This window comes from Devosia marina (genome assembly GCF_009758415.1).
Classification (GTDB): domain Bacteria; phylum Pseudomonadota; class Alphaproteobacteria; order Rhizobiales; family Devosiaceae; genus Devosia; species Devosia marina.
In genome coordinates this window covers 1,385,809-1,411,685 of the sequence record NZ_WQRF01000001.1, presented here as the reverse complement: position 1 = coordinate 1,411,685, position 25,877 = coordinate 1,385,809, and the positions used below count along the sequence as shown (strand labels likewise).

24 protein-coding genes are annotated in these 25,877 nt (G+C 62.6%); 14 read left to right on the top strand and 10 right to left on the bottom strand.

The genetic code is table 11. The features are described from left to right. Nucleotides 1-3 precede the first annotated feature (3 nt). From GO014_RS06830 to GO014_RS06805, 6 genes are all read right to left on the bottom strand, one after another. Nucleotides 4-963 carry an ArsR/SmtB family transcription factor gene (locus GO014_RS06830; RefSeq protein ID WP_104893824.1) on the bottom strand — a complete coding sequence of 320 codons (960 nt, stop codon included), beginning with the start codon at nt 961-963 and terminating at the stop codon, nt 4-6. A 618-nt stretch (nt 964-1,581) separates the two neighbouring features. Beyond that, nucleotides 1,582-2,187, bottom strand: a complete 606-nt coding sequence (locus tag GO014_RS06825; RefSeq protein WP_157289596.1) for a nucleoside/nucleotide kinase family protein — start codon at nt 2,185-2,187, stop codon at nt 1,582-1,584. Between the two features lie 100 nt (nt 2,188-2,287). After that, nucleotides 2,288-2,674 (bottom strand): DUF302 domain-containing protein, encoded by a 387-nt coding sequence (locus tag GO014_RS06820; protein ID WP_343030805.1) that lies wholly within the window; start codon nt 2,672-2,674, stop codon nt 2,288-2,290. 227 nt (nt 2,675-2,901) lie between these two features. Then, on the bottom strand, nt 2,902-3,933 hold the full coding sequence (locus GO014_RS06815) for a histidine kinase dimerization/phosphoacceptor domain -containing protein (protein WP_157289595.1): 1,032 nt from the start codon (nt 3,931-3,933) through the stop codon (nt 2,902-2,904). Nucleotides 3,934-3,936: 3 nt separating this feature from the next. Then, the gene (locus GO014_RS06810) at nt 3,937-4,380 is read right to left on the bottom strand and encodes a response regulator (RefSeq protein ID WP_116588269.1); all 444 of its coding nucleotides are present in this window, start codon (nt 4,378-4,380) and stop codon (nt 3,937-3,939) included. Then, nucleotides 4,377-5,873 (bottom strand): sensor histidine kinase, encoded by a 1,497-nt coding sequence (locus GO014_RS06805; RefSeq protein ID WP_157289594.1) that lies wholly within the window; start codon nt 5,871-5,873, stop codon nt 4,377-4,379. The genes GO014_RS06810 and GO014_RS06805 overlap by 4 nt, the downstream gene beginning before the upstream one ends. Before the next feature lie 219 nt (nt 5,874-6,092). Here GO014_RS06805 and rsmH point away from each other — a divergent pair, with 219 nt between their 5' ends. The 6 genes from rsmH (at nt 6,093) to mraY (ending at nt 13,304) form a co-directional block, all read left to right on the top strand. After that, complete coding sequence (rsmH, locus tag GO014_RS06800; RefSeq protein ID WP_425482064.1) at nt 6,093-7,079, top strand: 16S rRNA (cytosine(1402)-N(4))-methyltransferase RsmH; 987 nt, start codon at nt 6,093-6,095, stop codon at nt 7,077-7,079. Beyond that, nucleotides 7,076-7,459, top strand: coding sequence for a cell division protein FtsL (gene ftsL, locus GO014_RS06795; RefSeq protein ID WP_157289593.1), 384 nt, complete (start codon nt 7,076-7,078; stop codon nt 7,457-7,459). The genes rsmH and ftsL overlap by 4 nt, the downstream gene beginning before the upstream one ends. Then, nucleotides 7,459-9,195 carry a peptidoglycan D,D-transpeptidase FtsI family protein gene (locus GO014_RS06790; RefSeq protein ID WP_157289592.1) on the top strand — a complete coding sequence of 579 codons (1,737 nt, stop codon included), beginning with the start codon at nt 7,459-7,461 and terminating at the stop codon, nt 9,193-9,195. Before ftsL ends, GO014_RS06790 begins: the two co-directional genes overlap by 1 nt. Nucleotides 9,196-9,204: 9 nt before the next feature. After that, on the top strand, nt 9,205-10,641 hold the full coding sequence (locus GO014_RS06785; protein WP_425482063.1) for a UDP-N-acetylmuramoyl-L-alanyl-D-glutamate--2,6-diaminopimelate ligase: 1,437 nt from the start codon (nt 9,205-9,207) through the stop codon (nt 10,639-10,641). A gap of 159 nt (nt 10,642-10,800) precedes the next feature. After that, a complete protein-coding gene (locus tag GO014_RS06780) occupies nt 10,801-12,192 on the top strand; it encodes a UDP-N-acetylmuramoyl-tripeptide--D-alanyl-D-alanine ligase (protein WP_157289591.1) in 1,392 nt (463 codons plus the stop codon). A 26-nt stretch (nt 12,193-12,218) separates the two neighbouring features. Further along, a complete protein-coding gene (gene mraY, locus GO014_RS06775) occupies nt 12,219-13,304 on the top strand; it encodes a phospho-N-acetylmuramoyl-pentapeptide-transferase (protein ID WP_116588275.1) in 1,086 nt (361 codons plus the stop codon). Nucleotides 13,305-13,450: 146 nt separating this feature from the next. Here mraY and GO014_RS06770 read toward each other — a convergent pair whose 3' ends face one another. Beyond that, nucleotides 13,451-14,149, bottom strand: a complete 699-nt coding sequence (locus tag GO014_RS06770) for an anti-sigma factor (RefSeq protein ID WP_157289590.1) — start codon at nt 14,147-14,149, stop codon at nt 13,451-13,453. Beyond that, nucleotides 14,146-14,700, bottom strand: coding sequence for a sigma-70 family RNA polymerase sigma factor (locus GO014_RS06765; RefSeq protein ID WP_246204393.1), 555 nt, complete (start codon nt 14,698-14,700; stop codon nt 14,146-14,148). The genes GO014_RS06770 and GO014_RS06765 overlap by 4 nt, the downstream gene beginning before the upstream one ends. Nucleotides 14,701-14,853: 153 nt before the next feature. Here GO014_RS06765 and GO014_RS06760 point away from each other — a divergent pair, with 153 nt between their 5' ends. The 7 genes from GO014_RS06760 to ftsA all read left to right on the top strand — a co-directional run bounded on the left by GO014_RS06760 (nt 14,854) and on the right by ftsA (nt 22,616). After that, on the top strand, nt 14,854-15,639 hold the full coding sequence (locus GO014_RS06760; protein WP_157289589.1) for a DUF4394 domain-containing protein: 786 nt from the start codon (nt 14,854-14,856) through the stop codon (nt 15,637-15,639). A 190-nt stretch (nt 15,640-15,829) separates the two neighbouring features. Continuing rightward, a complete protein-coding gene (locus GO014_RS06755) occupies nt 15,830-16,990 on the top strand; it encodes an FtsW/RodA/SpoVE family cell cycle protein (RefSeq protein ID WP_116588675.1) in 1,161 nt (386 codons plus the stop codon). Further along, on the top strand, nt 16,987-18,105 hold the full coding sequence (gene murG / locus GO014_RS06750; protein ID WP_157289588.1) for an undecaprenyldiphospho-muramoylpentapeptide beta-N-acetylglucosaminyltransferase: 1,119 nt from the start codon (nt 16,987-16,989) through the stop codon (nt 18,103-18,105). Before GO014_RS06755 ends, murG begins: the two co-directional genes overlap by 4 nt. Next, the gene (murC, locus tag GO014_RS06745) at nt 18,102-19,520 is read left to right on the top strand and encodes a UDP-N-acetylmuramate--L-alanine ligase (protein WP_157289587.1); all 1,419 of its coding nucleotides are present in this window, start codon (nt 18,102-18,104) and stop codon (nt 19,518-19,520) included. The genes murG and murC overlap by 4 nt, the downstream gene beginning before the upstream one ends. Continuing rightward, on the top strand, nt 19,517-20,437 hold the full coding sequence (locus tag GO014_RS06740; protein ID WP_157289586.1) for a D-alanine--D-alanine ligase: 921 nt from the start codon (nt 19,517-19,519) through the stop codon (nt 20,435-20,437). The genes murC and GO014_RS06740 overlap by 4 nt, the downstream gene beginning before the upstream one ends. Continuing rightward, nucleotides 20,425-21,306, top strand: coding sequence for a cell division protein FtsQ/DivIB (locus tag GO014_RS06735; protein WP_157289585.1), 882 nt, complete (start codon nt 20,425-20,427; stop codon nt 21,304-21,306). The genes GO014_RS06740 and GO014_RS06735 overlap by 13 nt, the downstream gene beginning before the upstream one ends. Further along, nucleotides 21,303-22,616, top strand: a complete 1,314-nt coding sequence (gene ftsA, locus GO014_RS06730; RefSeq protein WP_157289584.1) for a cell division protein FtsA — start codon at nt 21,303-21,305, stop codon at nt 22,614-22,616. Before GO014_RS06735 ends, ftsA begins: the two co-directional genes overlap by 4 nt. On the opposite strand, the gene GO014_RS06725 is transcribed toward ftsA, so the two are convergent. Next, the gene (locus GO014_RS06725; RefSeq protein ID WP_157289583.1) at nt 22,617-23,417 is read right to left on the bottom strand and encodes an aminoglycoside 6-adenylyltransferase; all 801 of its coding nucleotides are present in this window, start codon (nt 23,415-23,417) and stop codon (nt 22,617-22,619) included. 59 nt (nt 23,418-23,476) lie between these two features. Continuing rightward, complete coding sequence (locus GO014_RS06720) at nt 23,477-23,938, bottom strand: VOC family protein (protein ID WP_157289582.1); 462 nt, start codon at nt 23,936-23,938, stop codon at nt 23,477-23,479. Nucleotides 23,939-24,175: 237 nt separating this feature from the next. Here GO014_RS06720 and ftsZ point away from each other — a divergent pair, with 237 nt between their 5' ends. After that, nucleotides 24,176-25,840 carry a cell division protein FtsZ gene (gene ftsZ / locus GO014_RS06715; RefSeq protein WP_157289581.1) on the top strand — a complete coding sequence of 555 codons (1,665 nt, stop codon included), beginning with the start codon at nt 24,176-24,178 and terminating at the stop codon, nt 25,838-25,840. The last annotated feature ends 37 nt before the right edge of the window (nt 25,841-25,877 follow it).

The window sequence follows — 25,877 nt, the reverse complement described above, 5'->3', positions numbered from 1 at the left end:
GGTCTATTCCGTCTTGCTGCGGTCGCCGAGGTGCCAGAGGCACACGGTCAGCCCGCGATCCTTGCTGTCACTGGGAAATTCGCGCGCGGCGCGCACATCGAGCCCGGCCAGGGCCGCCCAGTCATTCATTTGCTCCCGCGACAGGCCAAGCCGGCGATGGGCGTGCTCGGTGCGCAGGAATTCGAGTTCATGGGGGGCAAAATCCACAATGAGGATCTCCCCGCCCGGCTTGAGCAGACGACGGGCCTGGGCCAGCATGCGGCCCGGATCGTCGAAATAGTGCAGTACCTGGTGGATGACGATGACATCGGCCAGACCAATGGCCGGGTCCAGCCCGCCAATATCGCCCAGGCGCACCTGGGCATGGCTGATGCCGGCTGCGGCCAGGCGCGAACGCGCCACGGCGAGCATTTCGCGGCTGGAATCGACGCCAATGCCGCGCGCATAGGCGGGGGCCAGCACTTCGAGCATGCGGCCGGTGCCGGTGCCCAGATCGACCAGCAGGTCGACCTTGCGCCCGCCCAGCTCGGCCAATACCGCCGCTTCCACGGCGGCTTCGGGCACATGCAGGGTTTTCAGCAAGTCCCAGCTTTCCGCGACCTTGGCGAAATAGTCGGCGGCCTGGGCCTGCTGGGCGGCGCGCGCCTCGGCCTGGCGGGCCTTGTCACGCTGGCGCTCGGGCGCATCGGGGTCGACCCGCGCGGTCAACCAGCGCGCCAGATCAGCGCCTTGCCCCTCGGGCGCCAGCCGATAATAGGCCCAGGCCCCTTCGGCGTGGCGCTGGACGAGACCGGCATCGGCCAGGAGCTTGAGATGGCGGGATACGCGGGGCTGGCTCTGGTCGAGGATTTCGGTGAGATCCTTGACCGAATGGTCGCCATCGGCCAGAAGCGCGAGCAGGCGCAGCCGGGTGCTTTCCCCCGCCGCCTTCAACACCCCGACCAGTTTGTTCAATCCGCTCATCGCGCCCTCAGATATAAAGATATCTTTATATCTATTTCCGGCTTGAGGTCCAGCGCATTCTTGCGAGCGTGGCACCCGCCATTCGAGCCTTGTTCGCTCACGTCGCGCCATTGGCGCGATGTGCCCTGCGTTCGGACATGCCACCCGCCATTCGAGCATAGCTCTTATGGCCTTCTTGACTTGTGCGGCTCCACCGGAGCCACCCATCCGCGTCGCGGATCGTCTGCGAAGTCACCTAAAATCTCCCCACCGGGGAGATTTTGCCCTTCGGGCATGGTTCGAAGCCGCCCGGCCCTGCGGCGTCGCGGTTGCACGGTAACGAACGGCCAGTGGCCCTTCCGAAACGAGGTAGAACGAGCCACTGGCCGTTCGTCACGGAAACACGGATTTTCCACGGGTCCGGATTCAGGCGGTACCGTTGTCGCAGGTCCGGCTGCCGAGCTTCTACCCGCGTAAAGAGGCGCCCCTCTTCCCGGCCTCCCCATCCGGCCCTGCGTCGGGGCCGCGTGTGCGACGGGGATGGGAGGAGGATAGGGGAGGATTTTGGGGCGGGGATTACTTTTTTGCTCAGCGGCAGATATCGAGCCCATGTCTGCCGTCGACGAGTGTGGTGCGCGCCTACGAAACGGACATTTCCGAGTACCCGCGCCCCATGACGATATAGTCGGCGCGATCCCTTGGGTTGCTTCCTAGATACACTTCAACGCAAGGCATGAAGAGGTATCGCCATTCGTCGGCCCAGTCTCCAACACCACGCTCCAAGCTTGCCAGCAGCGTGCTCTTGGCGTCACTTTCTACCCAGAATGATATGTCGTAGAGGGGCTTCAAATCAGGGTGCAACGATGACACTCCCTCAATAATGACCGGTTGGGCCAAGGTGACGTGCCGGGCCTTCTCCACTGCGCGTCCGGTGCTCCAGTCATACGGGAAATATGAACAGTTGCCGTCACGGTGCAGTGTTTGCACTGTGTTGAGAAAATCTCCATAGCGGATGTACGGGAAAGGAAAGCTTGGCTCGACTGAGCCGCGCCACTGTGCTTCCGGCTTTACGAAATCATCCAAGTAGATCGCTTCGGCACCAATAGCCTCAATCATCTGGTCAGCGAGAGTGCTTTTGCCGCTCACTGGCAAGCCGTCGATGGCAATCAGCCGCGCCCGAGCAGCCGTTGATATCGCTTCGGTCGCGTCGACTACTCGGCCCCCGTGTCCTGCCCCTAGTGGCATGGCGCGCTCCTTACCCATGTCTGCAAGGGCGAAGTTTTACACTAAACCAGCCTGTCTTCTATCCACCCCACATCTGCCACTAGGCACTCGTTCTCCGTCGCTAGAGCGCCTTTACGACATCGGAGAGCATGGCCTGAACCTTGCCGGCCACGGCTTGCAGTTCCGCATTGCCGATGGCCTGCATTGAGGCGACAGGATCAATGGCGCTGACTTCGACCACGCCGTTTTCCTGTTCGCGGACGATTACATTGCACGGCAGCATGGCGCCGACCCGGGGTTCGAGCTTCAATGCCTCGAATGCCATTTTCGGGTTGCAGGCGCCAAGGATCAGGTATCCGGGCAGGTCGGCGTCCAGCTTGGACTTCATGGTCTTCTGAACGTCTATCTCGCTCAGGACGCCAAAGCCGTTGTCGGCCAGGACCTGTTTGGTGCGCGTTACGGCCGCGTCAAATGCGGTGTCAGGCAGTTGCTTGTCGAAAGTATACACGTTCCGTCTCCTCCTGGGATGAGTGAGTTGAACGCTTGGGTGGCCAGATGGATCGCGTCGATTTGTAAAAAAATGTTACGGCGCTCCTGACGTGATCGAAATTGTCGAGCACCCAAACCGGTGCCCGGGCCAGACGAGGTGCTGGTCGAGACGGGCGGAATGGTGGTGACCATGCCGGTGGCGCAGGGACCGTTGCTGCTGGCGCAGCCGAGCGTGGCGGTGGGTGCCTAGCCTTCGAAGGTCACCACGACCTGGGTGCCAGGGCCTTCGCCATATTCGACGCTGGCATCGAGGCTCGCGGCCATGGCCTTGACGATGCGGCTGCCCAGGCCCGTGCCCTGCGGCTTGCCATTGCCGGTCCAGCCAATGCCGTCATCTTCGACCACCAGGCGCACCTGGGTGCCGTCGCGGCGCATATTGATGCGCACTTCGCCCGGGTCGCGGTCGAGATAGGCATATTTGAGGGCGTTGGTGACCAGCTCGGTAACGATGACGCCGAGCGAGGCCACTTTTTCTGTGGGCAGGGGGAAGCCTTCGACATCGACGCGGATGCTGGCGGTGCTGCCTTCGGCCTGCAGGGAATTTTCCAATTCGCCGATCAGGCTGTTGATGTACTCGCCCATCTGCACATTGCGCACATCGTCGGAGGTGTAGAGGTGGCGGTGCACGCCAGCGATGGCCTGGATGCGCACCTGGGTTTCAGCCAAAGCGCGCTTGGCCTCGGGGTCATCAAGGGCATTGGACTGCAGGCCCACCAGGGCGGCGACCATGGCCAGCGAATTGCCGACGCGATGATTGACCTCGCCAAGCAGCATTTCGGCGCGGTCGCGGGCGTCTTCCACTTCGCGCTCGGCCTTGGCCTTGGCGCGGGTGAGGCGCACATGCTCGATGGCGTGGTCGATGGCGGACAGCAGCAGGGGCATGAAGTCTTCCGAGCCGGATTTGGGCACGAAATCGGTGGCGCCGGCCTTGAGCGCGTTGACGGCAATCGACATTTCCGAGGAGCCGGTGACATAGACTGTGGCCGGGCGGTCTTCCAGGCCTTCCATGCCGGCGAGCACGTCTAGGCCGGTGCCGGTGGGCAGGTAATGATCGAGCGCGACGACGTCGATGACACCATTGCGGATCAGTTCGAGGCCCTCTTCGCCGGACTGGGCATGCGAGAAGATGTAGCCGCGCCGCTGCATGGCCTTTTCGACCAGACGGATCAGGCCTGGATCGTCATCGATGTAGAGGACATGCGGTGTGCGGCTCGGCATCAGCTATTCGGTCTCGGGGATCTGCATCACGGAGAAGAACAAGCCAAGCTGCTTGATGGCGTTGGCAAAGCCGTCATAGTCGACCGGCTTGGTGATATAGACATTGGCGCCCAGATCGTAGCAGCGCTGGATCTCGCGCTGGTCATCGGTGGTGGTGAGCACAACGACCGGTGAGCGCTTGGTGTGCTCGTTGTTCTTGACCTTTTCGAGGATGTCGATGCCGGTCATGTCGGGCAGGTTGAGGTCGAGCAGCACCAGCAACTGCCGGCCCTTGTTGACCAGGCCCGAACCGTCCGGCCCCATCAGATAGGCGACCGCGTCGGTGCCATTGGTGAAGGGCACGATCTCGTTGGCGACGCCGGCGCGGCGGATGTTCTTCTCGATGAGGCGGGCGTGGCCTTCATCGTCCTCGACCATAATGATGGTGACGGGCCGTGCATTGTTCATGCGCCTAGTCTCCCCAGAAAGCCGCGGGAATCGCGCGGCAGATTAATTGTGAATGTGGTGCCTTTGCCCAATTGCGAGGTCAATGTTACATCGCCGCCCAAGCTGCGCACCATGGTGCGGACATGGGCGAGGCCAATGCCTTCGCCCGGATTGTTCTGCGAGCCGGAGCGCCGGAACAGTTCAAAGACGCGTTCATGGTCAGTGTCGGCAATGCCTCGCCCATTGTCCTCGACCTCAATGACCACGCGATTGCCCGGAACGTGCCGGGCGCGAATATCAACCCGCAAGGGGCGCTCGGGTTCCCGGTACTTGACGGCATTGTCCAGCATGTTGCCCAGAATCTGCTCGAGCGAGAGGCGGTCGGTGATGAGCTGGCCGACGCGGATATCGGTTTCGATGGCGCCGTCGCTTTCGGCCACCTGGTGGTGGACCGCTGCTGCGCTGGCTTCGACGATCTCATTCAACTCGACCGGTTCAAGCTTGAGCTGGCGTCGGCCTTCGCGGGAGATCTTGAGGATGGCGTTGATCAGCCCGTCCATCTTGCGCGTGGCGGCGCGGATGAAGGTTATCGCCTCGGGGAGGTCTTCGGTTGCGGCAAGCCGGGCCTGGCTGGCGACCGGATCATCTGCGCTGACCTCCTGATCTTCCATATAGGCCTTTACCTCTTCGACGCTGGTTTCGAGCTCGGCCGTGAACCCCATGATATTGACGAGCGGGGCGCGCAAATCGTGGGTGACGATGTAGGCGAAGCGCTGGATTTCCTCGTTGGCCTTGCCCAGGTCGGCGGTGCGCTCGCGCACGCGTTCTTCGAGCCCGGCATTGGCTTGCTCGACTGCCTTGCGGGCATTGGCCAGTTCCTGGGTATAACTCAGGACTGCCCAGATGGCGCCGGCGATCACCGCGAATATGGCGAGTGCGCCGACAATGGAGACGATACGCAGCAGGTTGGCCGTATCGCGCTGGTCCCGGACACCGCTATCGATCCTGACGTCCGCAGCGCTGATCAGCGCCTCGAAAAAGGATCGGGCTCGCTCCATGGCCTGGTTGCCGGCGTCCGTGCCGACAATCTCGATAGCTTGGTCGCGCTGGCCTGCCGCGACCAGATCGATGGTTCGGTTCATTTCGGACAGTTTGAAGTCGATATCAGCGTGAAGCTGGGCCAGTGGATCGGCAGCTTGTGGATAAGGTGCCAGAACCGCGTCGAGACGCGCCAGTGCTTCCGCGATGAGGGGCAGCGCGTCGTTGTACGGATCGAGATAAATCGGGTCGCTGGTGATGACAAAGCCGCGCTGGCTGGTCTCGGCGTCCTGTAGAAGGGCACGCAGGTCTACGGTCGCGCCGCGTGCTTCACGGGCTTCTACGACTTCATTGAAATAGACTTGGGTCCGCTCGACCAGCCAGAGCGTCGTGCCCACGATACCCATGAGGGCCAGCAGGCCGACGAGCAGCAGCAAGGCGGTGGACCGCACGAATGTCTTGCTGGTGATCGGCATGGTTTTCCTTATTGGAGGTGCCTCTACATCGCCCGAAGTGACGCATAGGGCAATATGCATAGATTAACTGGGGCCGGTTTTTATGACGTGCGCCTGGCGCGGTCCTGCGGCGAATGGGAAACAGATTCTTAAGCGTCGCTGTGCAAGATCGGCCAATAGTTTAAGTAACCGGCCCGAGGCGGCCGGAGTGGAGTGTTAGCGGATATGGGCAAGCCTTCCCTGCCCGAAACCGAAGAGCCGGGTGGTCCGCATGTGCCCGTGCTGCTTGCAGAAGTGCTGGCGGCGCTGGAGCCGGTGGCGGGCCGTCGCATAGTCGATGGCACCTTCGGCGCAGGGGGCTATTCGCGGGCCATGCTGGAAGCCGGAGCCGAGGTCATCGGCATCGATCGCGATCCTTCGGTCGCGCCGCATGTTGACGCTCTCAAGGCCGAGTTTCCGGATCGCTTCACTTTTGTCGCCGGTACATTCTCCGAGCTGGACACGCTTGTTGCCGGTCTCGATGCGGTGGATGCGGTGGTGCTCGATATCGGTGTGTCCTCGATGCAGCTCGACCAGGCGGAACGCGGTTTCTCCTTTATGCGGGACGGCCCCCTCGACATGCGCATGAGCAAGTCGGGCACCAGCGCTGCGGACCTGGTCAACGAACTCGAAGCCGAGCCGCTGGCCAATCTGCTCTATGCCTATGGCGAAGAGCGCAAGTCGCGCCGCATTGCCCAGTTTATCGTGGCGGCCCGGCAGGAGGCGCCAATTACCACCACGCTGGAATTGGCGCGCATCATCGAAAAGGCCATTGGCCGCAAGCCAGGTGATGCGCACCCGGCGACGCGCTCGTTTCAGGCCCTGCGCATTGCGGTCAATGGCGAGTTCGATCAATTGGTCGAGGGCCTGTTTGCGGCCGAACGGCTGCTCGCCGAAGGCGGGCGGCTGGCCGTGGTGAGCTTTCACTCGCTTGAAGATCGCATCGTCAAACGCTTCTTCGACCCCGACAAAGGCGGGCCAACGGCATCGCGCCATCTGCCGCAGGTCGAGACAGCGCCTCGCCGCTGGCAGCCTGTGTCCAAGGCGATCAAATCGGGCAAGGCCGAGCTGGTCCGCAATCCGCGGGCCCGTTCGGCGGTTCTGCGCAGCGGCGTGCGGACCAGCGAGGCTGCGCGCGCCGTGGACCTTTCCGGGCTGGGTGTCCCGCAGGTCAGGGGCGCCGCATGATCCGCAATCTCAACATCTTCTTACTGTTCGTGTCAGTGGTGATGCTGGCCGGTGTTTATGCGCTGAAATTTTCCATTGAGGGGACAGCGTCCGCACGCACTGCGCTGGCGACTCAGATCGAAGACCAGGAAGGGCAGCTTTCCCTGCTCAAGGCCGATTGGGCCGTACTGAACCAGCCCGGCCATATCGACCCCATCATCAAGCGGCATCAGGAAGAGCTGGCGATCGGTCCTGTGCAGCAGGAACAGTTTGGCGCCTTCACGGCGCTGCCTATGCGTCCGGCAAAACCCGATACTGCGGCGATGGATGCCCTGTTTGCTGCCATTTCCGAGGGTATTGATCCGATCGACGCCATTCTTGAGATGGAGGTCATTGAATAATGGCTGCCATCACAGAGGGCCATGTGCCGACTATTGCAATCGAGGGGGCCCGCAAACAGCGCGGAAACCTGACTCAAGCCCGCATTCGCTGGATGGTGCTTGCGGTCGTGCTCGGCCTGGGGCTGGTGAGTGGCCGGTTGGTGCAGTTGGGCATGGCCGAAACCGACCAGACCATTGAGGGGCAGACCCGCGATGCGATTACCGCGACGCGGCCACCGATTCTGGATCGCAACGGGCTGGAAATGGCGGTCGATATCCGCGTTCCCTCGCTTTATGCCGAACCGCGCCGGATCATCGATGTGGAGGAAGCGGTCCGCGAGTTGCGCACCGTGCTACCCGATCTCGACGAGGACTGGTTGCGCGATCGGCTGACCGGCGATCAGGGTTTTGTCTGGGTCAAGCGTGAACTGACCCCGGCCATCCAGGAAGCGGTGATGCGGCTGGGCATTCCCGGCATCGACTTCATCACCGAATCCAAGCGCTTCTATCCAGGCATGAACGAGGCCGCCCATATTCTGGGCTCCACCAATGTGGACAATCAGGGCATTGCCGGTATCGAGCGGCATATGGACACTGAATCGGTGGCGCTGTTGCAGGAGCTGGGGCTGGCGCGGGGTAATGCGCTGACGCCGGTGGAGCTGAGTGTCGACATGCGTGTGCAGCATGTGTTGCACGAACAGCTGATGGACGCGATGACGCGCTATCAGGCCGTTGCGGCAGCTGGCGTGATGCTGGACATTCATACCGGCGAGGTGATCGCACTGGCCTCGGTGCCAGATTTCAATCCGAATGAGCCGGCGACGGCACTGGTGAAGGACACGTTCAATCGGATCACATCGGGTATTTTCGAGCCGGGCTCGATCTTCAAGACGGTGACCATGGCGGGAGCGCTCGATAGCGGCGCAGTGGCCATTACGGACGAGTTCGACGCGCGCTACGGTATTCGTTTCGGCCGATACACAATCGACGACTTCCACGGCAAGCACCGCATTCTGGCGCTGCCTGAAGTGTATAAGTATTCTTCAAATATCGGCACGATCCGCGTCATGCAGGCCATGGGCAAGGACAATTACCGTGCCTTCCTCAGCCGCATGAAATTCGACAAGCGCGTGGAGTTCGAACTGCCTGAAATGCGCGTGCCGACGGTGCCGGACAGTTTTTCGGAAGTGGGCGCGGCCACGGCTTCGTTCGGTCACGGCCTGTCTGTGTCGCCGCTCCATATGGCCACGGCCTATGCGGCCTTCGTGAATGGCGGCAACTATATTGCCCCGACGCTCTACAAGCGCGATATCGCCGAGGCCGAGGCGCTTTACGAGCGAGTGCTGCGGCCCGAGACCAGCGCCTATCTGCGCTATCTGATGCGGCTCAATGCGATTTCGACGGGTGGGTCGGGATCGCGAATGAACAAGGCTGCGCAGGGCTATCGCGTGGGGGGTAAGACCGGTACGGCGGAAAAGGTGGTGGATGGGCGCTATTCGTCCAGCAAGGTGACCAATTTCTTCGCTTCGGCCTTCCCACTCGACAATCCGCGCTACACCATGGTGATCATGGTGGACGAGCCCAAGGCGGAAAACGCCCAATCGGGCACGACGGCTGGCTGGAATGCCGGCACGTTGACCGGCCGTGTCGTCCAGCGTGTCGCCCCAATGCTCGGAATTGCCCCGGACTTCAGCGAAGCGGTCGATCAGCAGATCGTGCCTGCGGAAGTCAGACAACTCTATCCAGAAGGATTCTGATCGGTGTCTATCAGTGTAACCCAGTTGCTCGAAGGGTCCGGCGCCCGCCCCAAAAAGGGTCTCGGCGCGGTCTTCGGGCTGAATTCGGATAGCCGCCGGATTGAACCGGGCGATATTTTCTTTGCGCTGCCGGGCGCCAAGGTGCATGGCAATCAATTCGTGGCGGATGCAGTCCAGCGCGGTGCATTGGCCGTTGTGACCGATACTGCCCCGCCGGGGGATCCCGGCGTTCCGGTGATCATCGTCAAGGATGTGCGGGCGTCCTATGCGCGTGCGGCCAGCCGCGTGTTCGAACCGCAGCCGGAAATCCTTGTGGCGGTGACGGGCACCAATGGCAAGACCTCGGTCGCCTCATTCGTGCGCCAGATCTGGGACCATGCCGGGGTGCCTGGCGCCAGTATCGGCACGTTGGGCATCGAAACCTCGAAGCGCGTCATTGAAGGCGCGCTGACCACGCCGGATTCACGCACGCTGCACCAAGCGATGCGGGCGCTCAAGGCGCAGGGGATCGATCATGTGGCGCTTGAGGCCTCGAGCCATGGGCTGGACCAGCATCGGCTTGATGGCGTGCATTTTGAAGCGGTGGCCTTCACCAATCTCAGCCGCGATCATCTCGACTATCACAAGGACATGGACGAATACCGCAATGCCAAGTTGCGGCTGTTCACCGATCTGCTGGTGGATGGGGGCGCGGCGATCGTCAATGTCGATGACCCAGAGCATGAGCAGTTCATGTTCGCGGCGCTCTCGGCCAGTGCGACACTGCTGACGGTGGGGCGCGAAGGCGCATATATGGAAATTCTCTCGATCGAGCCGGAAGGCTATGGGCAGCGCGTGGAAGTGCGCCATATCGGTGAGAAGGTCAGTTTCCATCTCAAGATCCCGGGCGAGTTCCAGGTGTCCAATGCGCTGATCGCGGCGGCTCTGGCCATGTCGGCGGGTGTGGACAAGGCGGATGCCTTCGCCGCGTTGCCGGAGCTGGTGGGCGCCCGCGGCCGGTTGGAGCTGGTGGCCGAGCATAATGGGGCGGCGATCTTCGTGGATTATTCGCATAAGCCCGAAGCGCTGCGCGTGGCACTGCAGACTCTGCGGCCCTATGCCAAGAACAGGCTGCAGGTGGTGTTTGGCTGCGGCGGGGACCGGGACAAGGGCAAGCGCCCTCAAATGGGCGAAATTGCCAGCGATCTTGCCGATGTGGTGATTGTCACGGACGACAATCCACGCACCGAGGACCCGGCCGCGATCCGCGCCGAAGTGCTCGCTGGGGCCAAGGGGGCGAGGGAGATTGGTGACCGTAAGCAGGCCATTGAAGAGGCCGTCAAATCGCTCAAGCCGGGCGATGTGTTGCTGGTGGCCGGCAAGGGGCACGAGACCTATCAGATCGTGGGCACCACCAAGTCGCACTTTTCGGACCACGAAGTGGTCGCGGCGGCGATCAAGGGGTAGGGAGCAGATGCGGCCATTTGCACCCCTCCACACCCTCCCCCTTGCGGGGAGGGCCGGGGAGGGAGAATCCCGCGCTCCGGGCATCTTTTCTTGCCGCCGCCCCCTCCCAACCTCCCCCGTCAAGGGGGAGGTGTCGCATCCAGTGCGCGGAAATCCCTGATGACACCTCCTCTTTTCACACTCGATGCCATCCTGGCGGCCACCGGTGGCAATGCCACCGGGGTTTCGGCGGGAGAGATCAATTCGATCTCCATCGACTCGCGTGAGTTGGGGCCCGATGCGCTGTTTGTAGCGATCAAGGGGGATCGGTTTGACGGGCATGACTTTGTCGATACGGCGCTGGAGAACGGTGCGGTCGCGGCGCTGGTCAGCCGGGGCGAGGGGGACGGCCGGATTGTCGTGCCCGATGCGCTGGGCGGGTTGCGCGATCTGGCAATTGCCGCGCGGAAGCGAAGCCGGGCCTTTGTCGTTGGCGTGACGGGGAGCGTTGGCAAAACGACGACCAAGGAGGCGCTGCGGCTGGTGTTCGAGGCGGCGGGGGAGACGCACGCCTCGATCAAGAGCTTCAACAATCATTGGGGCGTGCCGCTGATGCTGGCGCGGATGCCGGAGACAGCTCAGTTCGGCGTGTTCGAAATGGGCATGAACGCGCCCGACGAGATCCGGCCGCTGAGCAAGCTCGTGCGACCGCATGTAGCGGTGATTACCAATATTGCGCCGGCGCATCTGGAGAAGCTTGGGAGCCTCGACAATATCGCACGGGCCAAGGCCGAGATATTCGAGGGCCTGGAGCCGGGCGGAACGGCGGTTCTCAATGCCGATCACCCACAGATTAATCTTCTGCTCGAACTCGCAGCGGCGGCCGATGTCGGGCGCGTGGTGACCTACGGATTCGCGCGGGGCGTCGACTGGCAGATCACAACACCGGAAATGGCAGCGGACCGCAGCTTTGCGACGGTTGTGCACGAGGATGAGACCCATGCGCTGACACTGGGCGTGACCGGGCGGCACATGTTGTCCAACGCGACGGCGGCGCTGGTGGTGGCGCATCTGGCGGGGATCGAGCCGGAGACGGCGTTGCGCGCATTGGCCGGTTTTGGCGCACAGCCGGGGCGGGGGCAGCGCGTGGTGGTTGGGCCGGAAGACCGGCCGCTGCTGCTGATCGATGAGAGCTACAATGCCAATACCGCCTCAATGGGGGCGGCGCTGGAGGTGTTTTCGGCGCTGGAGGCGCCGGGCGGGCGCAAGATCGTGGTGCTCGGGGACATGCTGGAGCTAGGCGAAGCCGGCGCGGCAATGCATGCCGGACTGGTCGACGCGGTCAAGAATAGTGGCGCGGAACGTGTGCATCTGGTGGGCGAGAGCATGGCAGCGCTGGCCGCAGTGCTGCCGCCAGCCCTGTTGGCGGGGCACTACAACTCCATTGGAGAAGGTCTGGACGTGATCGTGGCCGACCTTGCTTATGGCGACGCAGTTATGGTCAAAGGGTCCAACGGCGTGGGCCTCTCGCGCGTCGTCACCGAAGTCAAATCGCGATTTGCGCAAAGCTGATACACCCGAAAGTGTAGTAGACAAGAATGCTCTATTTCCTTGGCCAATTGGGTGAGCAGTTCGCCGCCTTCAATGTGTTCCGCTACATCACCTTCCGCACGGCGGGCGCGGTGGTGACGGCGCTGTTTTTTGTTTTCATGTTTGGCCCGGGGATGATTGCGTTGCTGCGCGTCAAGCAGGGGCGTGGACAGCCGATCCGTGAAGATGGTCCGGCGGGACATTTGCTGACCAAGAAGGGCACGCCCACCATGGGCGGACTGATGATCCTGTCAGGCGCAGTGATCTCGACCCTTTTGTGGTCGAACCTGACCAATGGCTATGTCTGGGTGGTGCTGTTCGTCACAATCGGGTTTGGCGCCATCGGCTTTTACGACGACTATCTCAAGGTCAAGCGGATGAGCCATACCGGCTTCGGCTCCAAGCAGCGGCTCATTCTTGAGGCGCTTATCGGGGGTATCGCGGCCTTCTTCATCTCGCAGCTGGCTTCAGGCTCCTATGGGACTTCGTTGCTGTTCCCCTTCGTCAAGGATCTGGCGCTCAATCTGGGCTATTTTTACATCCTGTTCGGCGGCTTCGTGGTGGTGGCGGCGGGCAATTCGGTCAATCTGACCGACGGGCTGGATGGCCTGGCGATTGTGCCGGTGATGGTGGCGGCGGCCTGTTTCGGGCTTATCGCCTATCTGGTTGGGTCGCAGACCTATGCCGACTATCTGCTGCTCAATGGTGTGCCGGGTACGGCGGAACTGGCGGTGGTCTGCGGGGCGCTGATCGGGGCTGGGCTGGGCTTTTTGTGGTTCAATGCACCGCCGGCGCAGATCTTTATGGGGGATACCGGTTCGCTGGCCCTGGGCGGTGCGCTGGGCACGATTGCGGTGGCGACCAAGCATGAGATCGTGCTGGCGATCATTGGCGGGCTATTCGTACTCGAAACCGTGTCGGTGATCGTGCAGGTGACATCGTTCCGGCTGACCGGCAAGCGGGTGTTCCGCATGGCGCCGATCCATCACCATTTCGAGCATCTGGGCTGGACCGAGAGCCAGGTGGTAATCCGGTTCTGGATCATTTCCTTCGTGCTGGCGCTGATCGGGCTGTCGAGCCTGAAACTGCGCTGAAACCATTTCGGCGCGGGCGCGTTCTTGCGTTCACCTGTGACGCAGGAGCGGGCCTGGAGCCCCAAGATGAACATGTCCGGAGACAACCGGACACAAGATCCTGACGAAAAGTCCCCGGCCTCGTCCGGGGATTGTTGTTTCTGTCGTTAGAGCGGCGACTTGGCGAAGCCCTTCACCAGGATCGGTCCGGTCGGACGCCCTGTCGGTGAGCCGCCGGATGGTTCAAGCGTAATCTCATAGAGCTGGCCGGGTTCAGGCGGCGGCAGGTCGGGCCCGGACAGGGACAGCGTTGCCGGATCGTCAAAAATGCCTATGGAAACCGGACCGGTCTCCGGATCGGGCAGGGTCCAGACCTGATAGACCCGGTTCGCAGGACGGGCGGTCAGATCAAGCGGAACGAGGCGAATGGTGTCGTCGGCAAAGGCCTCGACTATGGCGCCGGGCTCCGAGCCATCCTCGGTCAGAAGCACCGCGATCATTACCGGCTGGCGCGAGGTCGTCAGGTTGGTGCCGGTCAGATAGCCGACGGCCAAGGCAACCAGAATACTGGCGGCCATGCCGAGCCGCCGGGTCCAGCGATTGTCATTGGCGGGGCGGAGGTGAGCCGGTTGCGCCTGTTCGTCTTCTGGCGCATCGAGGCGTTCGGCGATGCGCTGCCAAAGAGCGAGGTCGACGGGCAGTTCGCCGGCGGTGTCATCAAGCGTTTGAAGCTGCGCGCGCAGTTTCGCCACCGCCGCGGCCAGTTCGGGTTCGCTGCCGAGGCGCGCTTCGAAATCCTGTGCGTCGCTGCCTTCGAGCAAGCCCAGCACATATTCGCCGATGCGTTCGCGATCTTGCGGGGTCATGCCAGGCACTCCTGCAGGGCGACGACGCCACGCCGGACCCATGACTTGATGGTGCCCAGTGGCACTTTCATGGTGGCGGCGGCCTCGCCGTGGTTGAGGCCAGTGACATAGCAGAGCAGAACAGCTTCGCGCTTGGAGGCGTCGAGGGCCTCAAGGCAGTGGCGGAGGGCATCGCGGGCAGACAAGGCATCGAAGGCCGCTCGCACATCGGCAGAGCGGTCGCCCAGTTCGGCCAGTGTTTCACCGTCCTTGTAATCCATGCGTGCGCCGTCGCGCAGCATATTGAGGGCGCGGTTCCTGGCCATGACGGTCAGCCAGCCCCGCGCAGTGCCCTTGGAACGGTCATAGTTGCCGGCATTGCGCCAGACAGACAGAAAGACCTCCTGAATGGCTTCTTCGGCCAGATCGCGACGGCGCAGGATGCGTTGGGCGACGGCCAGTAGGCGCCCGGATTCAGCTTCGAACAATTGCGCCAGCGCGGCGCGCTCGCCCTTGGCGATCTGCGGTATCAGGTCTTCAGGCGCGGTGTGTGGCTTCATGGTGTGGAGCATGTCGGCAAATCTCGTTCCTGTCGATTACCCGCCAGCCGGTCTTGTGGATGCAGTGCCAAAGTTTTTTTGTGGCCGTTGCATCCGGCCGCAGTCGCCCATGTGTACCCCTGATGTAACCGCGCTCGAGAAGCGCACCCCAGAGGAGACATTCCAATGACTGCATCTTCCCTTATTGCCCTTCGATCTGCCCTGATCCTGGGTGCGGCCGGCCTCGCCACCAGCGCCTATGCGGCCCCGGCGGTCGGACTGGTTGGCGACAAGACGCTTGTCATGTTCGACACGGAAACCCGCGAGGTCTCGGGCACTATGGACGTTACCGGGGTCGACGCGCTCGCCGGTATAGATGTCCGTCCGTCAGACAAGATGCTTTATGGCGTGACGCTGTCCGGTGAGGTCGTGACGATCGACACCGCTTCGGGCGCTGCGACCATGAAGTCGACCCTGTCGGAGAAGCTGCCCAGCTACGAGGGCGCCATTGTCGATTTCAACCCGATGGCAGACCGCCTGCGTCTGATGAGCACGGACGGCACCAATCACCGCGTCAATGTCGATGATGGGATGGTGACGGTGGACGGTTCACTGGCCTTTGAAGAAGCCGACATGCATGCCGGGGAGGCCCCTGACATTGTCGAGGCCTCTTATATCAATTCCTATGGCAAGCCCGAGTCGACCGCGATGTATGACATCGACGCGACCATCGCGGCCCTGATCCAGCAGATCTCGCCCAATGACGGCACGCTGGCTACCATCGGAAGGCTGGGTGTTGAAGGCGCTGCCTATGCCTTTGATATTGCCACCACCGAAGACCTGACCAATACCGCATTTCTGGTGATCGACAATGTGCTGCATACGGTCGATCTGGAAAGCGGAGCGGCCGAGGCCTTGGGCCCGATCGCCGGTGTCGACGGAATGATCACGGATGTCGCAATTCTGCAGTGACGCCGGCTGCCGCCTAGAAACCGACGCAGCTGGATGCGTTTGTTTACCAGTGGCGCAGGCAAGGGTCCCCGCATTGCTGGGGCCCTTTTTGCATCGGGATTCGCAAAACGCGAAGGCTTTGGCAAATCGGTAACCAAGTGGTTGATACACTCGATACAGTTTGTATTGCGTAGCCCGGTGTTTCCCGATGATGTTCTCCCGAGCCGAAAAAACGCCTCTGGCCGAGTGGTGGTGGTCGATTGACCGCGAACTGCTCGGGGCGCTCATCATGCTGCTTGCCGTGGGCATGGTGCTCAGCTTTGGCGCAAGTCCGGCGGTGGCCGAACGTATCGGGCTGGATGAATGGCATTTCGTGATCCGCCATGCACTATTCTTGCTGCTGGCTGTGCCGGTGATGCTGGCTACGTCTCTTCTGGGGCATCGTCAGGCCCGTTTCGTGGCCTTCGGCACGCTGGTGGTGATGACCATTCTGCTCTGGGCGACGCTATATTTCGGCACCGAAGTCAAGGGCGCCCGGCGCTGGATCTCGATTGCCGGCTGGACCATCCAGCCGACCGAATTCGTCAAGCCGGCCTTTGCGGTTATCGGGGCCTGGCTGTTTTCGGAATATATGATCCACCGCAATGTGCCAGGACGTGCGATAGCCACGATTATTATGGGACTGCTTGTCGGCGCGCTGCTGCTGCAGCCCGACCTGGGCCAGACGGCGCTGGTGATGGCGACCTGGGCCGTGTTGCTGTTTTTCTCGGGCATTTCCTGGTGGGTGATTGTCGGGCTTGGTGGGGTGGCCGGGGGATTGCTGATCGGCGGCTATGCGTTTTTTCCGCATTTTGCGCGCCGCATCGATTCCTTCATCAACCCCGAGGACGGCAATACCTACCAGGTGGACCGGGCGTTGCAGTCGCTGATGGAAGGCGGATGGTTTGGGCGGGGGCCGGGTGAATCCGTGGCCAACCGGCTCATCCCGGACGCCCATGCCGACTTCGTGTTTTCGGCAGCGGCAGGGGAATTCGGCATCGTGTTCTGCATGGGGCTGGTTGGTCTGATCGGTTTTATCGCCATTCGCGCCATGCTGGCGGCGCAGCGCCAGGCAAGCCTGTTCGCAAGACTGGCCGCTTCGACCCTGGCGGCGCAGTTCGCGATGCAGTCGGGCATCAACCTAGCGGTAAACCTCAATCTGATGCCAGCTAAGGGTATGACGCTGCCGTTCGTGTCCTATGGCGGCACCTCGATGATCGCCGTGGCCTTTGGCATGGGGCTGATGCTGGCGCTGACCCGGACCAAGCCTGAGGAGCGCATGGTGACCGGCCTTCCCAGCTACCGCAGCGCCGTGGTAGCTCCCGCCGAATGAAAACATTTGTACTTATTGCCGGCGGCACGGGCGGCCATCTGTTTCCGGCAATGGCCCTAGCGCAGGAGTTGATCCGGCGCGGCCACGCGGTCGAATTGATGACCGACCACCGGGTGGAAAGCTATGGCGCCGATTTTCCGGCCCGGCGGATCCATATCGTGCCGGCAGCCACACCGTCGGGCCGCAATCCGCTCAAGCTGATCGGGGCGGGCATGACCATTCTGCGCGGGATCGGTGCGGCCTGGAACGTGCTGCGCAAGCTGCGCCCTGATGCGGTGATCGGCTTTGGCGGTTATCCGACATTTCCCCCTTTCGTTGCGGCCAATCTGCTGGGCGTTCCCGGCGTGCTGCATGAACAGAACGCGGTGATGGGGCGGGCCAACCGGGCGCTGGCGCGGTTTGCCGATGTGCTGGCGATGAGCTTTCCGGAAACGCGCTTTGCCGAAAATCAGACGCTGGAAAAGGTCGTGACCGGCAATCCGGTGCGTGACCGCGTGCGGCCCTTGGCGGGCAAGCCCTATCCGGCCCTGGACCAGAAGGGCGCCATTCGCCTGGTGGTGACCGGCGGCAGCCAGGGGGCTCGGGCCTTGTCCGATATCGTGCCGGCAGCCATTGCGCTGTTGCCCGATGATCTGCGCCATCGGCTGCATATCCTGCAGCAGGCGCGAGCCGAGGATATCGAGCGGGTGGCAGAGAGCTATCGGCAGTCGCGCACCAGCGTGGAGCTGGCCAGTTTCGTTGCCGACCTGCCCGAGCGGATCGCCGATGCGCATCTGGTGATCGGGCGGGCCGGGGCTTCGACGGTTACCGAGCTTTGTGTGATCGGGCGCCCGGCCATTCTGATTCCTCTGCCGGGTGCGCTGGATTCGGACCAGAAGCACAATGCGCTGTTCCTGCAAGAGGGCGGCGGTGGCTGGGTGGCCGAGCAGGACATGCTTTCACCGCAATCGCTTGCCACTCGACTTCACGAGCTGTTGAGCAACCCCGACCAACTCAGGCGCGCCGCGAGCGCTGCGGCGGCTCTTGGCAAGCCCAGGGCCGTCGAGCGGCTGGCCGATATCGCCGAGACGCTGGCGGGCAAGAATACCCAGATCCAAGGGAGACCCACACCATGAAGATGCCCCGCAATATCGGGCCGGTTCATTTCATCGGCATAGGCGGCATCGGCATGAGCGGTATTGCCGAAATCCTGCACAACCAGGGTTATGTGGTGCAGGGCTCGGACCTGACGCTCAATCCCAATGTGCAGCGCCTGCGCGACATGGGGATCACGGTAGAAATCGGCCAGAGCGGCGATAATCTGGGCAAGGCCGAGGTGGTCGTGGTGTCGTCTGCGATCAAGAAGGATAATCCCGAACTGATGGCGGCACGGGCGCGGGCGCTGCCGGTGGTGCGTCGGGCCGAAATGCTGGCCGAAATCATGCGCTTCAAGACCGCCATCGCCATTGGCGGCACGCATGGCAAGACGACCACCACGACGCTGGTGGCGACGCTGCTCGATGCGGGCAATCTCGATCCGACCGTCATCAATGGCGGCATCATCAATGCCTATGGCACCAATGCGCGGCTGGGTGGCGGCGAGTGGATGGTGGTCGAGGCCGATGAGAGCGATGGCACTTTCGTCAAGCTGCCGGCCGATGTGGCGGTGGTGACCAATATCGATGCCGAGCATCTGGATCACTATGGCAGCTTCGAGGGCGTGAAGAAGGCGTTTCACCAGTTCGTGGAGAATGTGCCATTTTATGGATTTGCCGTGATGTGCCTGGATCACCCCGAGGTGCAGGCACTGGTGGGCGACATTCGCGACCGCCGCGTCATCACCTACGGGCAGAACCCGCAGGCCGATGTGCGGCTGACCGATCTTGAGAACCGTGACGGGGTGCAGCATTTCTCCGTCGAGATCCGGGATCGCATTCGCCAGACGCAATTGCGCATTGACGGGCTGGAACTGCCCATGCCGGGCATTCACAACGCACTCAACGCCACGGCCGCCATTGCGGTGGCGGACCAGCTGCATGTGCCGGCCGAGGCGATCCGCAAGGGGTTGCGCGAGTTCACCGGGGTCAAGCGGCGCTTCACCAAGACTGGCGAAGTGAGTGGGGTGACCGTGATCGATGACTACGGGCATCATCCGGTGGAGATCTCGGCGGTGCTCAAAGCCGCGCGGCAATCGGCGCGGCGCGATGTGATCGCGGTGGTGCAGCCGCATCGCTATAGCCGAGTGCATGACCTGTTCGATGATTTCGCAGCCTGTTTCAACGATGCCGACACGGTCATTGTCGCGCCGATCTATGCGGCCGGTGAACAGCCGATGCCTGGCGTGACGCATGAAGAACTGGTCAATCGCATCCGGGCGCGCGGGCATCGCGATGCCCGGGTGATCGACCGGCCGGAAGCACTGGCGCCGCTCCTGGCCTCTCGTGTGGAAGAAGGGGACTATGTGGTCTGCCTTGGCGCGGGCAATATCACGCAATGGGCCGCGGCCCTGCCGGGTGAGCTTGAGGCGCTGATGGGGGCCGATACCCCATGAGCAAGCATGTCGCCGTCCTGATGGGCGGGTGGTCCAATGAACGGTCGGTTTCGCTGAGTTCGGGGACCGAGTGCGCGGCCGCGTTGCGGCGGGCAGGCTACCAGGTCACCGAGGTCGATGTCGGGCGCGATATTGCCAATGTGCTGGCGGCGCTGAAGCCCGATGTGGCGTTCAACGCGCTGCACGGGCCATTTGGCGAGAGCGGGATGATCCAGGGGCTGCTCGAGCTGATGCAGATCCCCTATACCCATTCGGGCGTCCTGGCCTCGGCGCTGGCGATGGACAAGCATCAGGCCAAGATCATGCTCAAGTCCGCCGGGGTGCCAGTGACTGACCATGTGATCGTGCACCGTGCGGAAGCAGGCAAGGCGCATGTGATGCCGCCGCCCTATGTGATCAAGCCGATTGCCGACGGGTCGAGCTTTGGCGTTTTTATCGTCAAGGGCGACACCAGCCACCCGCCGCAGGAAATCCTGCGCGAGGACTGGAACTCGGGCGAAGAGGTGATGGTGGAGCGCTATATTCCCGGGCGCGAGCTGACCTGTGCGGTGATGGGCGATGTAGCGCTGGGGGTGACCGAGATCGTCACCGAGCTGAACTTCTACAATTTCGAGGCAAAGTACGCCGAAGGCGGGTCTGTCCACGTCATTCCGGCCGATCTGAAACCGAAAATTTACGACAAAGTGCAGAAGATGGCATTGGCCGCCCATGCGGCTCTTGGCTGCCGTGGCGTGACCCGTTCGGATTTCCGGTACAACGATGCGGTGGGCGAAGATGGCGAGTTGGTCTGTCTGGAAATCAACACCCAGCCGGGCATGACGCCGACCTCACTGGTGCCCGAGCAGGCGGCTCACGCCGGGCACTCTTACGAAGAGCTGGTCGCCTGGATGGTGGAGGACGCGAGTTGCAACAGGTAAAGAGCGAGACCTTTCTCGCCGGGGCGCGGTTGGTGGACCCCCGCGCGTTGCCTGTTTCCATCCGCCCTCCACGCCGTAAGCTTGCCAATCTTTTCAACCGGGCCCTGGTGCTGCATGGCGGACTGATCCGCCGTGGCGCGATGGTGGCCATGTTGCTTGCCGCCGGTTTTGCCCTGTACCAGGTGCGCGAGCCGATCGGCCAATTGGCCAATACACTGGGTGGTGTTGCCCAGGGCAATTTCGCGCAGGCGGGGCTCGCCATCGGCGAAATCTCGATTTCGGGCCAGTCGCTCACTCGGGAGCAGGATATTTTCGATGCGCTGGGCATCCAGCCGCATACGTCGACGCTGGGTTTTGACGTGGAGGCGGCGCGCCAACGCGTGGCTGAACTGCCGGCTGTCGAAACGGTCATCGTACGCAAGACCTATCCGGGCGATGTCGACGTGGTTATCACCGAGAAAACGCCGGTAGCGCGCTGGGCTGTCGATGGCGTGACCTTCCTGATCGATGGCCGGGGTGAGCAGATTGCCGAGGCCGGTCCCGATTACTCTGGGCTGCCGCTGGTGATCGGCGATGGCGCGGCGGACGATGCGCTGGTGATGATCCGGGCGCTCAATGGATTTCCGCTGCTGCAGGATGGTCTGGTCGCGCTGTCGCGCATTGCCGACCGCCGCTGGGATATGATCTTCGACACGGGCCTGCGCGTGCAATTGCCGGAGCAGGGCGTGGCACAGGCGATGGCGCGCCTTGTGACCTATCAGAATGACTATCAATTGCTCGACCGCGACGTATCGGTGATCGATCTGCGCGTCGACAGCGTGGTTGCCGTGCGCCCAAACAAGACTGACGAAGACACCGACAAATCATGATGAGCGATGCAATGACATCCCGGCTGCGGCCGGTTCAGCCGGGCAAGGCCACGCTGGTGGCGGTGCTCGATATTGGATCGACCAAAATCTGCTGCGTCATCGCCCGGCTGGTGCCGCGGGCCGAGGGCAAGGCGCTCAAGGGCCGCACACACCAGGCTGAGGTGGTCGGCTTCGGCTATGGGCCGGCGGCTGGGGTCAAGAGCGGGGTTGTCACCGATATCGACAAGGCCGAGCAGGCCATTCGCAATGTCGTGGGCATGGCCGAGCGCGCAGCGGGCCTGACGCTGGAAAGCGTGCTGGTCAATGTGACGGCCGGACGACTGGGCTCGGAGACCTTCTCGGCCGCCGTGTCGCTGGATGGCCAGGAGGTCGAGAAGACCGATATTTTCCGCGTGCTCAAGGCGGTCAATTCGCGCTCGGCGCGGCCGGAACGTTCAATTATTCATGCATTGCCGATCGGTTACGCCTTGGACGGGCAGAAGGGCATTCGCGACCCCAAGGGAATGGTCGGCGAAAAGCTGGGCGTGGATGTTGCGGTGGTGAGTGCGGAAACACTGGCCATGCGCAATCTCGAACTGGTGCTGCACCGGTGCCATCTGCAGATCGAGGCGTTGGTGGCCACGCCCTATGCCTCTGGCCTGTCGACGCTGGTTGACGATGAAGCGCAACTCGGCGTCGCCTGCGTTGATTTCGGCGGCGCGACCACCACGGTATCGGTCTTCAATGACGGGCATATGGTCTATGCCGATGCCATTGCCATTGGCGGGCATCATCTGACGCTGGATATTGCGCGGCAGCTTTCGGTCAGCGTGGCCGATGCCGAGCGCCTCAAGACCTTTCATGGTTCGGTACTGCCGGGGCAGGCGGATGAGCGCGAGATGATCGCCATTCAGCCTGTCGGTGCTACGCATGATGAAGCGCCGGGGCAAATTCCCCGCGCTGTCCTGACCCGCATCATGCGGCCGCGCATAGAAGAAATCCTGACGGCCATTCGCGACCGCATGCAGGCGACCGGCATGATGGATGTGTGCGGGCGCCGCTTTGTGCTGACCGGCGGGGCCAGCGAGATGACCGGCCTGCCGGAAGTGGCGCGACGTATTCTGGCCCGCAATGTGCGAAACGGCCGGCCGATGGGCATTTCCGGCCTGCCGGACATTGCCAAGGGGGCGGCCTTTGCCACCATGGCCGGCATGCTGGTCTATCCACAGGTCTGCGCCCAGGAATATGTCGAGCCGCGCAGCGTGCGCAAGCTGACAGGCACGGATGGGTATATTGCCCGGGTGGGCAACTGGCTGCGCACGAGCTTTTAGTTACCAGGCCCTGCCGGCTTGTTCGCCCAATGTCGCAGACAGGCGGCGGCGCGTTGCAGCTTCGAAAGCGTCCGGCCAGTCGATGCCGAGACGATCTGCCATCGCCCTGGCACGGGGCATGAACTCCTGCGCAATGGCGAAGTTGGCGGCGATAACCGCTTCCCGTTCCGGCGGCGGATAGGGAAGGGATTTGAGCATCTGCATTTGCTCGGGTGTCAGCAGCCGAGACTGGTGCAGTATTCCGCCCGGATCAGGCAGGGTCACATCCTGCATCAGCAGCGTCTCGAGATGGCCGCGCAGCATGCCGACGCCAAGCACCATGGTCACATATTCTTCCCGTCCCAGTGCGACGGGCATGAGGCCAAGCATGCGGATGAATTCGTGTATCAGGTAGCGCACAGTCCCGGCATCGGGCTCGCGCGGTGGCAGGCTGTCCGGCAAAGCATCATAAATGCGGTTGCGATCGATCAGCGGCTTGACGGTGTTCTTCGCGCGTTGCCCGAAACTGTCGCGCGCGACAATCGTCAAATCACAGCGCAGCCAGTCCTCCGAAATGGCGTTGAGCACCAGGACGCCGCGTGACAATTCGTTCCAGAAGACAATGGGTGTGATGGCGTGAAGGGCAGACCGCCAGTGGTCGGCGACGACGCGTTCCTGCCCGTCGGCGACGACCGCTATCAGGTCCACGTCGCTCCATTCGTCGGCGCTGCCGCGACCAAAGCTGCCGGCCAGGAACAGACCGCGGACGGCCCCGATATCCATTGCCGGTGCAGCCGCCTCGATAAGGTCCTGCTGATCCACGATTTCCCCCTTCATCCCGCCGCGCAATATTATGCGAGATGGGGCGAAGGGGAAGGCTGTCAGGCTCCAGCGTAGGCCTTTTCGATCGTGGCAATATCGATCTCGCGCATTTGCAGCATGGCCTGCATGGCGCGGTTGGCCCCTTCGCGGTCGGGACCGGTCAGGGCCTTGGTGAGCTGGCGGGGCACGACCTGCCAGGAGAGGCCGAAGCGATCCTTGCACCAGGCGCACATGCTTTCTTCGCCGCCATCGCTGGTCAGGCGGCTCCAGAAATAGTCGGTTTCCTCCTGACCATCGGTGTCGATAACAAGGCTGACCGATTCATTGAAGGTGAAGCGCGGGCCGCCATTGAGCAGCATGAGCTTCTGGCCGGCCAGTTCGAGGACGGCGGTGAAGGCGGGCTTGTCGGGTGCGTGGCGCACCAGATCGTGGACACGAGCGTCCTTGAAGGTCTCGGTGTAGAAGGCGATGGCCTCGTCGATCCGGTCATCGAACCAGAGGCAGGGCATGATGCTGGTCATGGGGTCTCTTCATCACTTTTGCATAACTAAATGGGTATATGCGTAAATGGTTATTAATTAACCGAATGGTTGTCAATGCCGGAAATTGCGGGGCTCGGCGTGGTTAACCGGTGCTGAACGCGTAACGAGGGGGTGTCGCAATTTGCGCAGAAGTTAACCGGACCGACTCACTTGTTAGGGCGGAGTTAACGAATGGATGGGTAAATCTTAACTAACCACGCCACTATGGGGCCATCAATGACCATCAATCTGACTATCCCGGACATTCAGGAACTGAAGCCCCGCATCACCGTGTTCGGTGCGGGCGGTGCCGGCGGCAACGCCGTCAACAACATGATCGAGTCCGGTCTGGACGGCGTCGATTTTGTCGTCGCCAATACCGACGCGCAGGCGCTGGCCCTGAGCAAGGCACAGCGCATCATCCAGCTCGGCGTCGGCGTAACGGAAGGCCTGGGCGCTGGCTCGCACCCTGAAGTGGGTCGCGCGGCCGCCGAAGAGAGCTGGGACGAAATCAACGATCATCTTTCCGGTTCGCACATGGTGTTCATCACCGCCGGGATGGGTGGCGGCACCGGCACCGGCGCGGCGCCGGTGATTGCCCGTGCGGCGCGCGAGCAGGGCATTCTGACGGTTGGCGTGGTCACCAAGCCGTTCAATTTCGAAGGCAATCGTCGTGCCCGCCTGGCGGAAGACGGCATTGACGAGCTGCATCGCCATGTCGACACGCTGATCGTCATTCCGAACCAGAACCTGTTCCGGGTGGCCAATGAGAAGACCACCTTTGCCGACGCCTTTGCGATGGCCGACCAGGTGCTGTTCTCGGGCGTGGCCTGCATCACCGACCTGATGGTCAAGGAAGGCCTGATCAACCTCGACTTCGCCGACGTGCGCGCCGTGATGCGCGGCATGGGCAAGGCGATGATGGGTACCGGCGAGGCCTCGGGCGAAGATCGTGCCCGTCACGCTGCCGAGGCGGCCATTGCCAATCCGCTGCTCGACGATGTGTCGATGCAGGGCGCGCGGGGCTTGCTGATCTCCATCACCGGCGGTCCGGACCTGACGCTTTACGAAGTCGACGAAGCGGCCAGCCGCATCCGTGAGGAAGTTGATACCGACGCCAATATTATTCTGGGCGCCACCTATGATCCGAACCTGAATGGCACGATCCGTGTGTCGGTCGTTGCGACCGGCACTGATGCGACCATGGTTCAGGCGATGGAGCCGGCCAAGCCGCATGCCTCGCGCACCCCGCTCTCGGTCAAGCGCCACGTGCCGGCCGAACATTCGGTCGTGCCGCAGGCTGCCCAGCCTGTGGCTGCCGAGGTTGAGGCAGAGGAAATCGGTCACCAGGTTGAGGCCGCGGTTGCCCAGGCCTTTGCCGCCCATCAGCCGCAGCAGGCCTATGCCGATGAAGACGACGGCATCGTGGTCGAGCCCTATACGCCTGAAGCCGATAGCGTGGCCGAGGCTGATGAGGCGCCGGCCGTGCAAGAGCAGCCGATTCCAAGCGTATATGTGCCATCGCATGCTGCCCGCCCGGAAGGACAGCGTCGCATGCCGCGCACGGAGGAGCTTCCCGCTGTTGCGCGCCGGTCACAGGACGCGCAGGAACGTCACGACGCCGAGCCGCGCAATGCCCGCGCCCTGTTCAAGCGCCTGGCCTCGAATGTGGGTCTCAATCTGGGGCAGCAGCAGCCCGAAGGGCGCGCCGAGCCGCAGGCCCCGGTTGCCGATGATGCGGCCGCCCGCAGCGCCATTGAGGCCGGTGTGGCAAGGACTTCCCGCGTTGCTCCTGCCAGCGAGGGTGCACGCGGCCAGTTGGACAATCAGGGGCGAGCCCCGGCGGCGGCGCCGGCCAAGGAGCACCTGGAAATTCCGGCCTTCCTGCGCAAGCACGGTTGATCCTCTGAGGATCATCGATCAAAAGCTCACTCGGTGC

Excerpts from the sequence above, each read along its gene's own strand:
- GO014_RS06830 (WP_104893824.1), bottom strand. The coding sequence starts at position 963 with ATGAGCGGATTGAACAAACTGGTCGGGGTGTTGAAGGCGGCGGGGGAA.
- GO014_RS06825 (WP_157289596.1), bottom strand. The coding sequence starts at position 2,187 with ATGCCACTAGGGGCAGGACACGGGGGCCGAGTAGTCGACGCGACCGAA.
- GO014_RS06815 (WP_157289595.1), bottom strand. The coding sequence starts at position 3,933 with ATGCCGAGCCGCACACCGCATGTCCTCTACATCGATGACGATCCAGGC.
- GO014_RS06810 (WP_116588269.1), bottom strand. The coding sequence starts at position 4,380 with ATGAACAATGCACGGCCCGTCACCATCATTATGGTCGAGGACGATGAA.
- GO014_RS06805 (WP_157289594.1), bottom strand. The coding sequence starts at position 5,873 with ATGCCGATCACCAGCAAGACATTCGTGCGGTCCACCGCCTTGCTGCTG.
- ftsL (WP_157289593.1), top strand. The coding sequence starts at position 7,076 with ATGATCCGCAATCTCAACATCTTCTTACTGTTCGTGTCAGTGGTGATG.
- GO014_RS06790 (WP_157289592.1), top strand. The coding sequence starts at position 7,459 with ATGGCTGCCATCACAGAGGGCCATGTGCCGACTATTGCAATCGAGGGG.
- GO014_RS06780 (WP_157289591.1), top strand. The coding sequence starts at position 10,801 with ATGACACCTCCTCTTTTCACACTCGATGCCATCCTGGCGGCCACCGGT.
- mraY (WP_116588275.1), top strand. The coding sequence starts at position 12,219 with ATGCTCTATTTCCTTGGCCAATTGGGTGAGCAGTTCGCCGCCTTCAAT.
- GO014_RS06770 (WP_157289590.1), bottom strand. The coding sequence starts at position 14,149 with ATGACCCCGCAAGATCGCGAACGCATCGGCGAATATGTGCTGGGCTTG.
- GO014_RS06765 (WP_246204393.1), bottom strand. The coding sequence starts at position 14,700 with ATGCTCCACACCATGAAGCCACACACCGCGCCTGAAGACCTGATACCG.
- GO014_RS06760 (WP_157289589.1), top strand. The coding sequence starts at position 14,854 with ATGACTGCATCTTCCCTTATTGCCCTTCGATCTGCCCTGATCCTGGGT.
- GO014_RS06755 (WP_116588675.1), top strand. The coding sequence starts at position 15,830 with ATGTTCTCCCGAGCCGAAAAAACGCCTCTGGCCGAGTGGTGGTGGTCG.
- murG (WP_157289588.1), top strand. The coding sequence starts at position 16,987 with ATGAAAACATTTGTACTTATTGCCGGCGGCACGGGCGGCCATCTGTTT.
- murC (WP_157289587.1), top strand. The coding sequence starts at position 18,102 with ATGAAGATGCCCCGCAATATCGGGCCGGTTCATTTCATCGGCATAGGC.
- GO014_RS06740 (WP_157289586.1), top strand. The coding sequence starts at position 19,517 with ATGAGCAAGCATGTCGCCGTCCTGATGGGCGGGTGGTCCAATGAACGG.
- ftsA (WP_157289584.1), top strand. The coding sequence starts at position 21,303 with ATGATGAGCGATGCAATGACATCCCGGCTGCGGCCGGTTCAGCCGGGC.
- GO014_RS06720 (WP_157289582.1), bottom strand. The coding sequence starts at position 23,938 with ATGACCAGCATCATGCCCTGCCTCTGGTTCGATGACCGGATCGACGAG.
- ftsZ (WP_157289581.1), top strand. The coding sequence starts at position 24,176 with ATGACCATCAATCTGACTATCCCGGACATTCAGGAACTGAAGCCCCGC.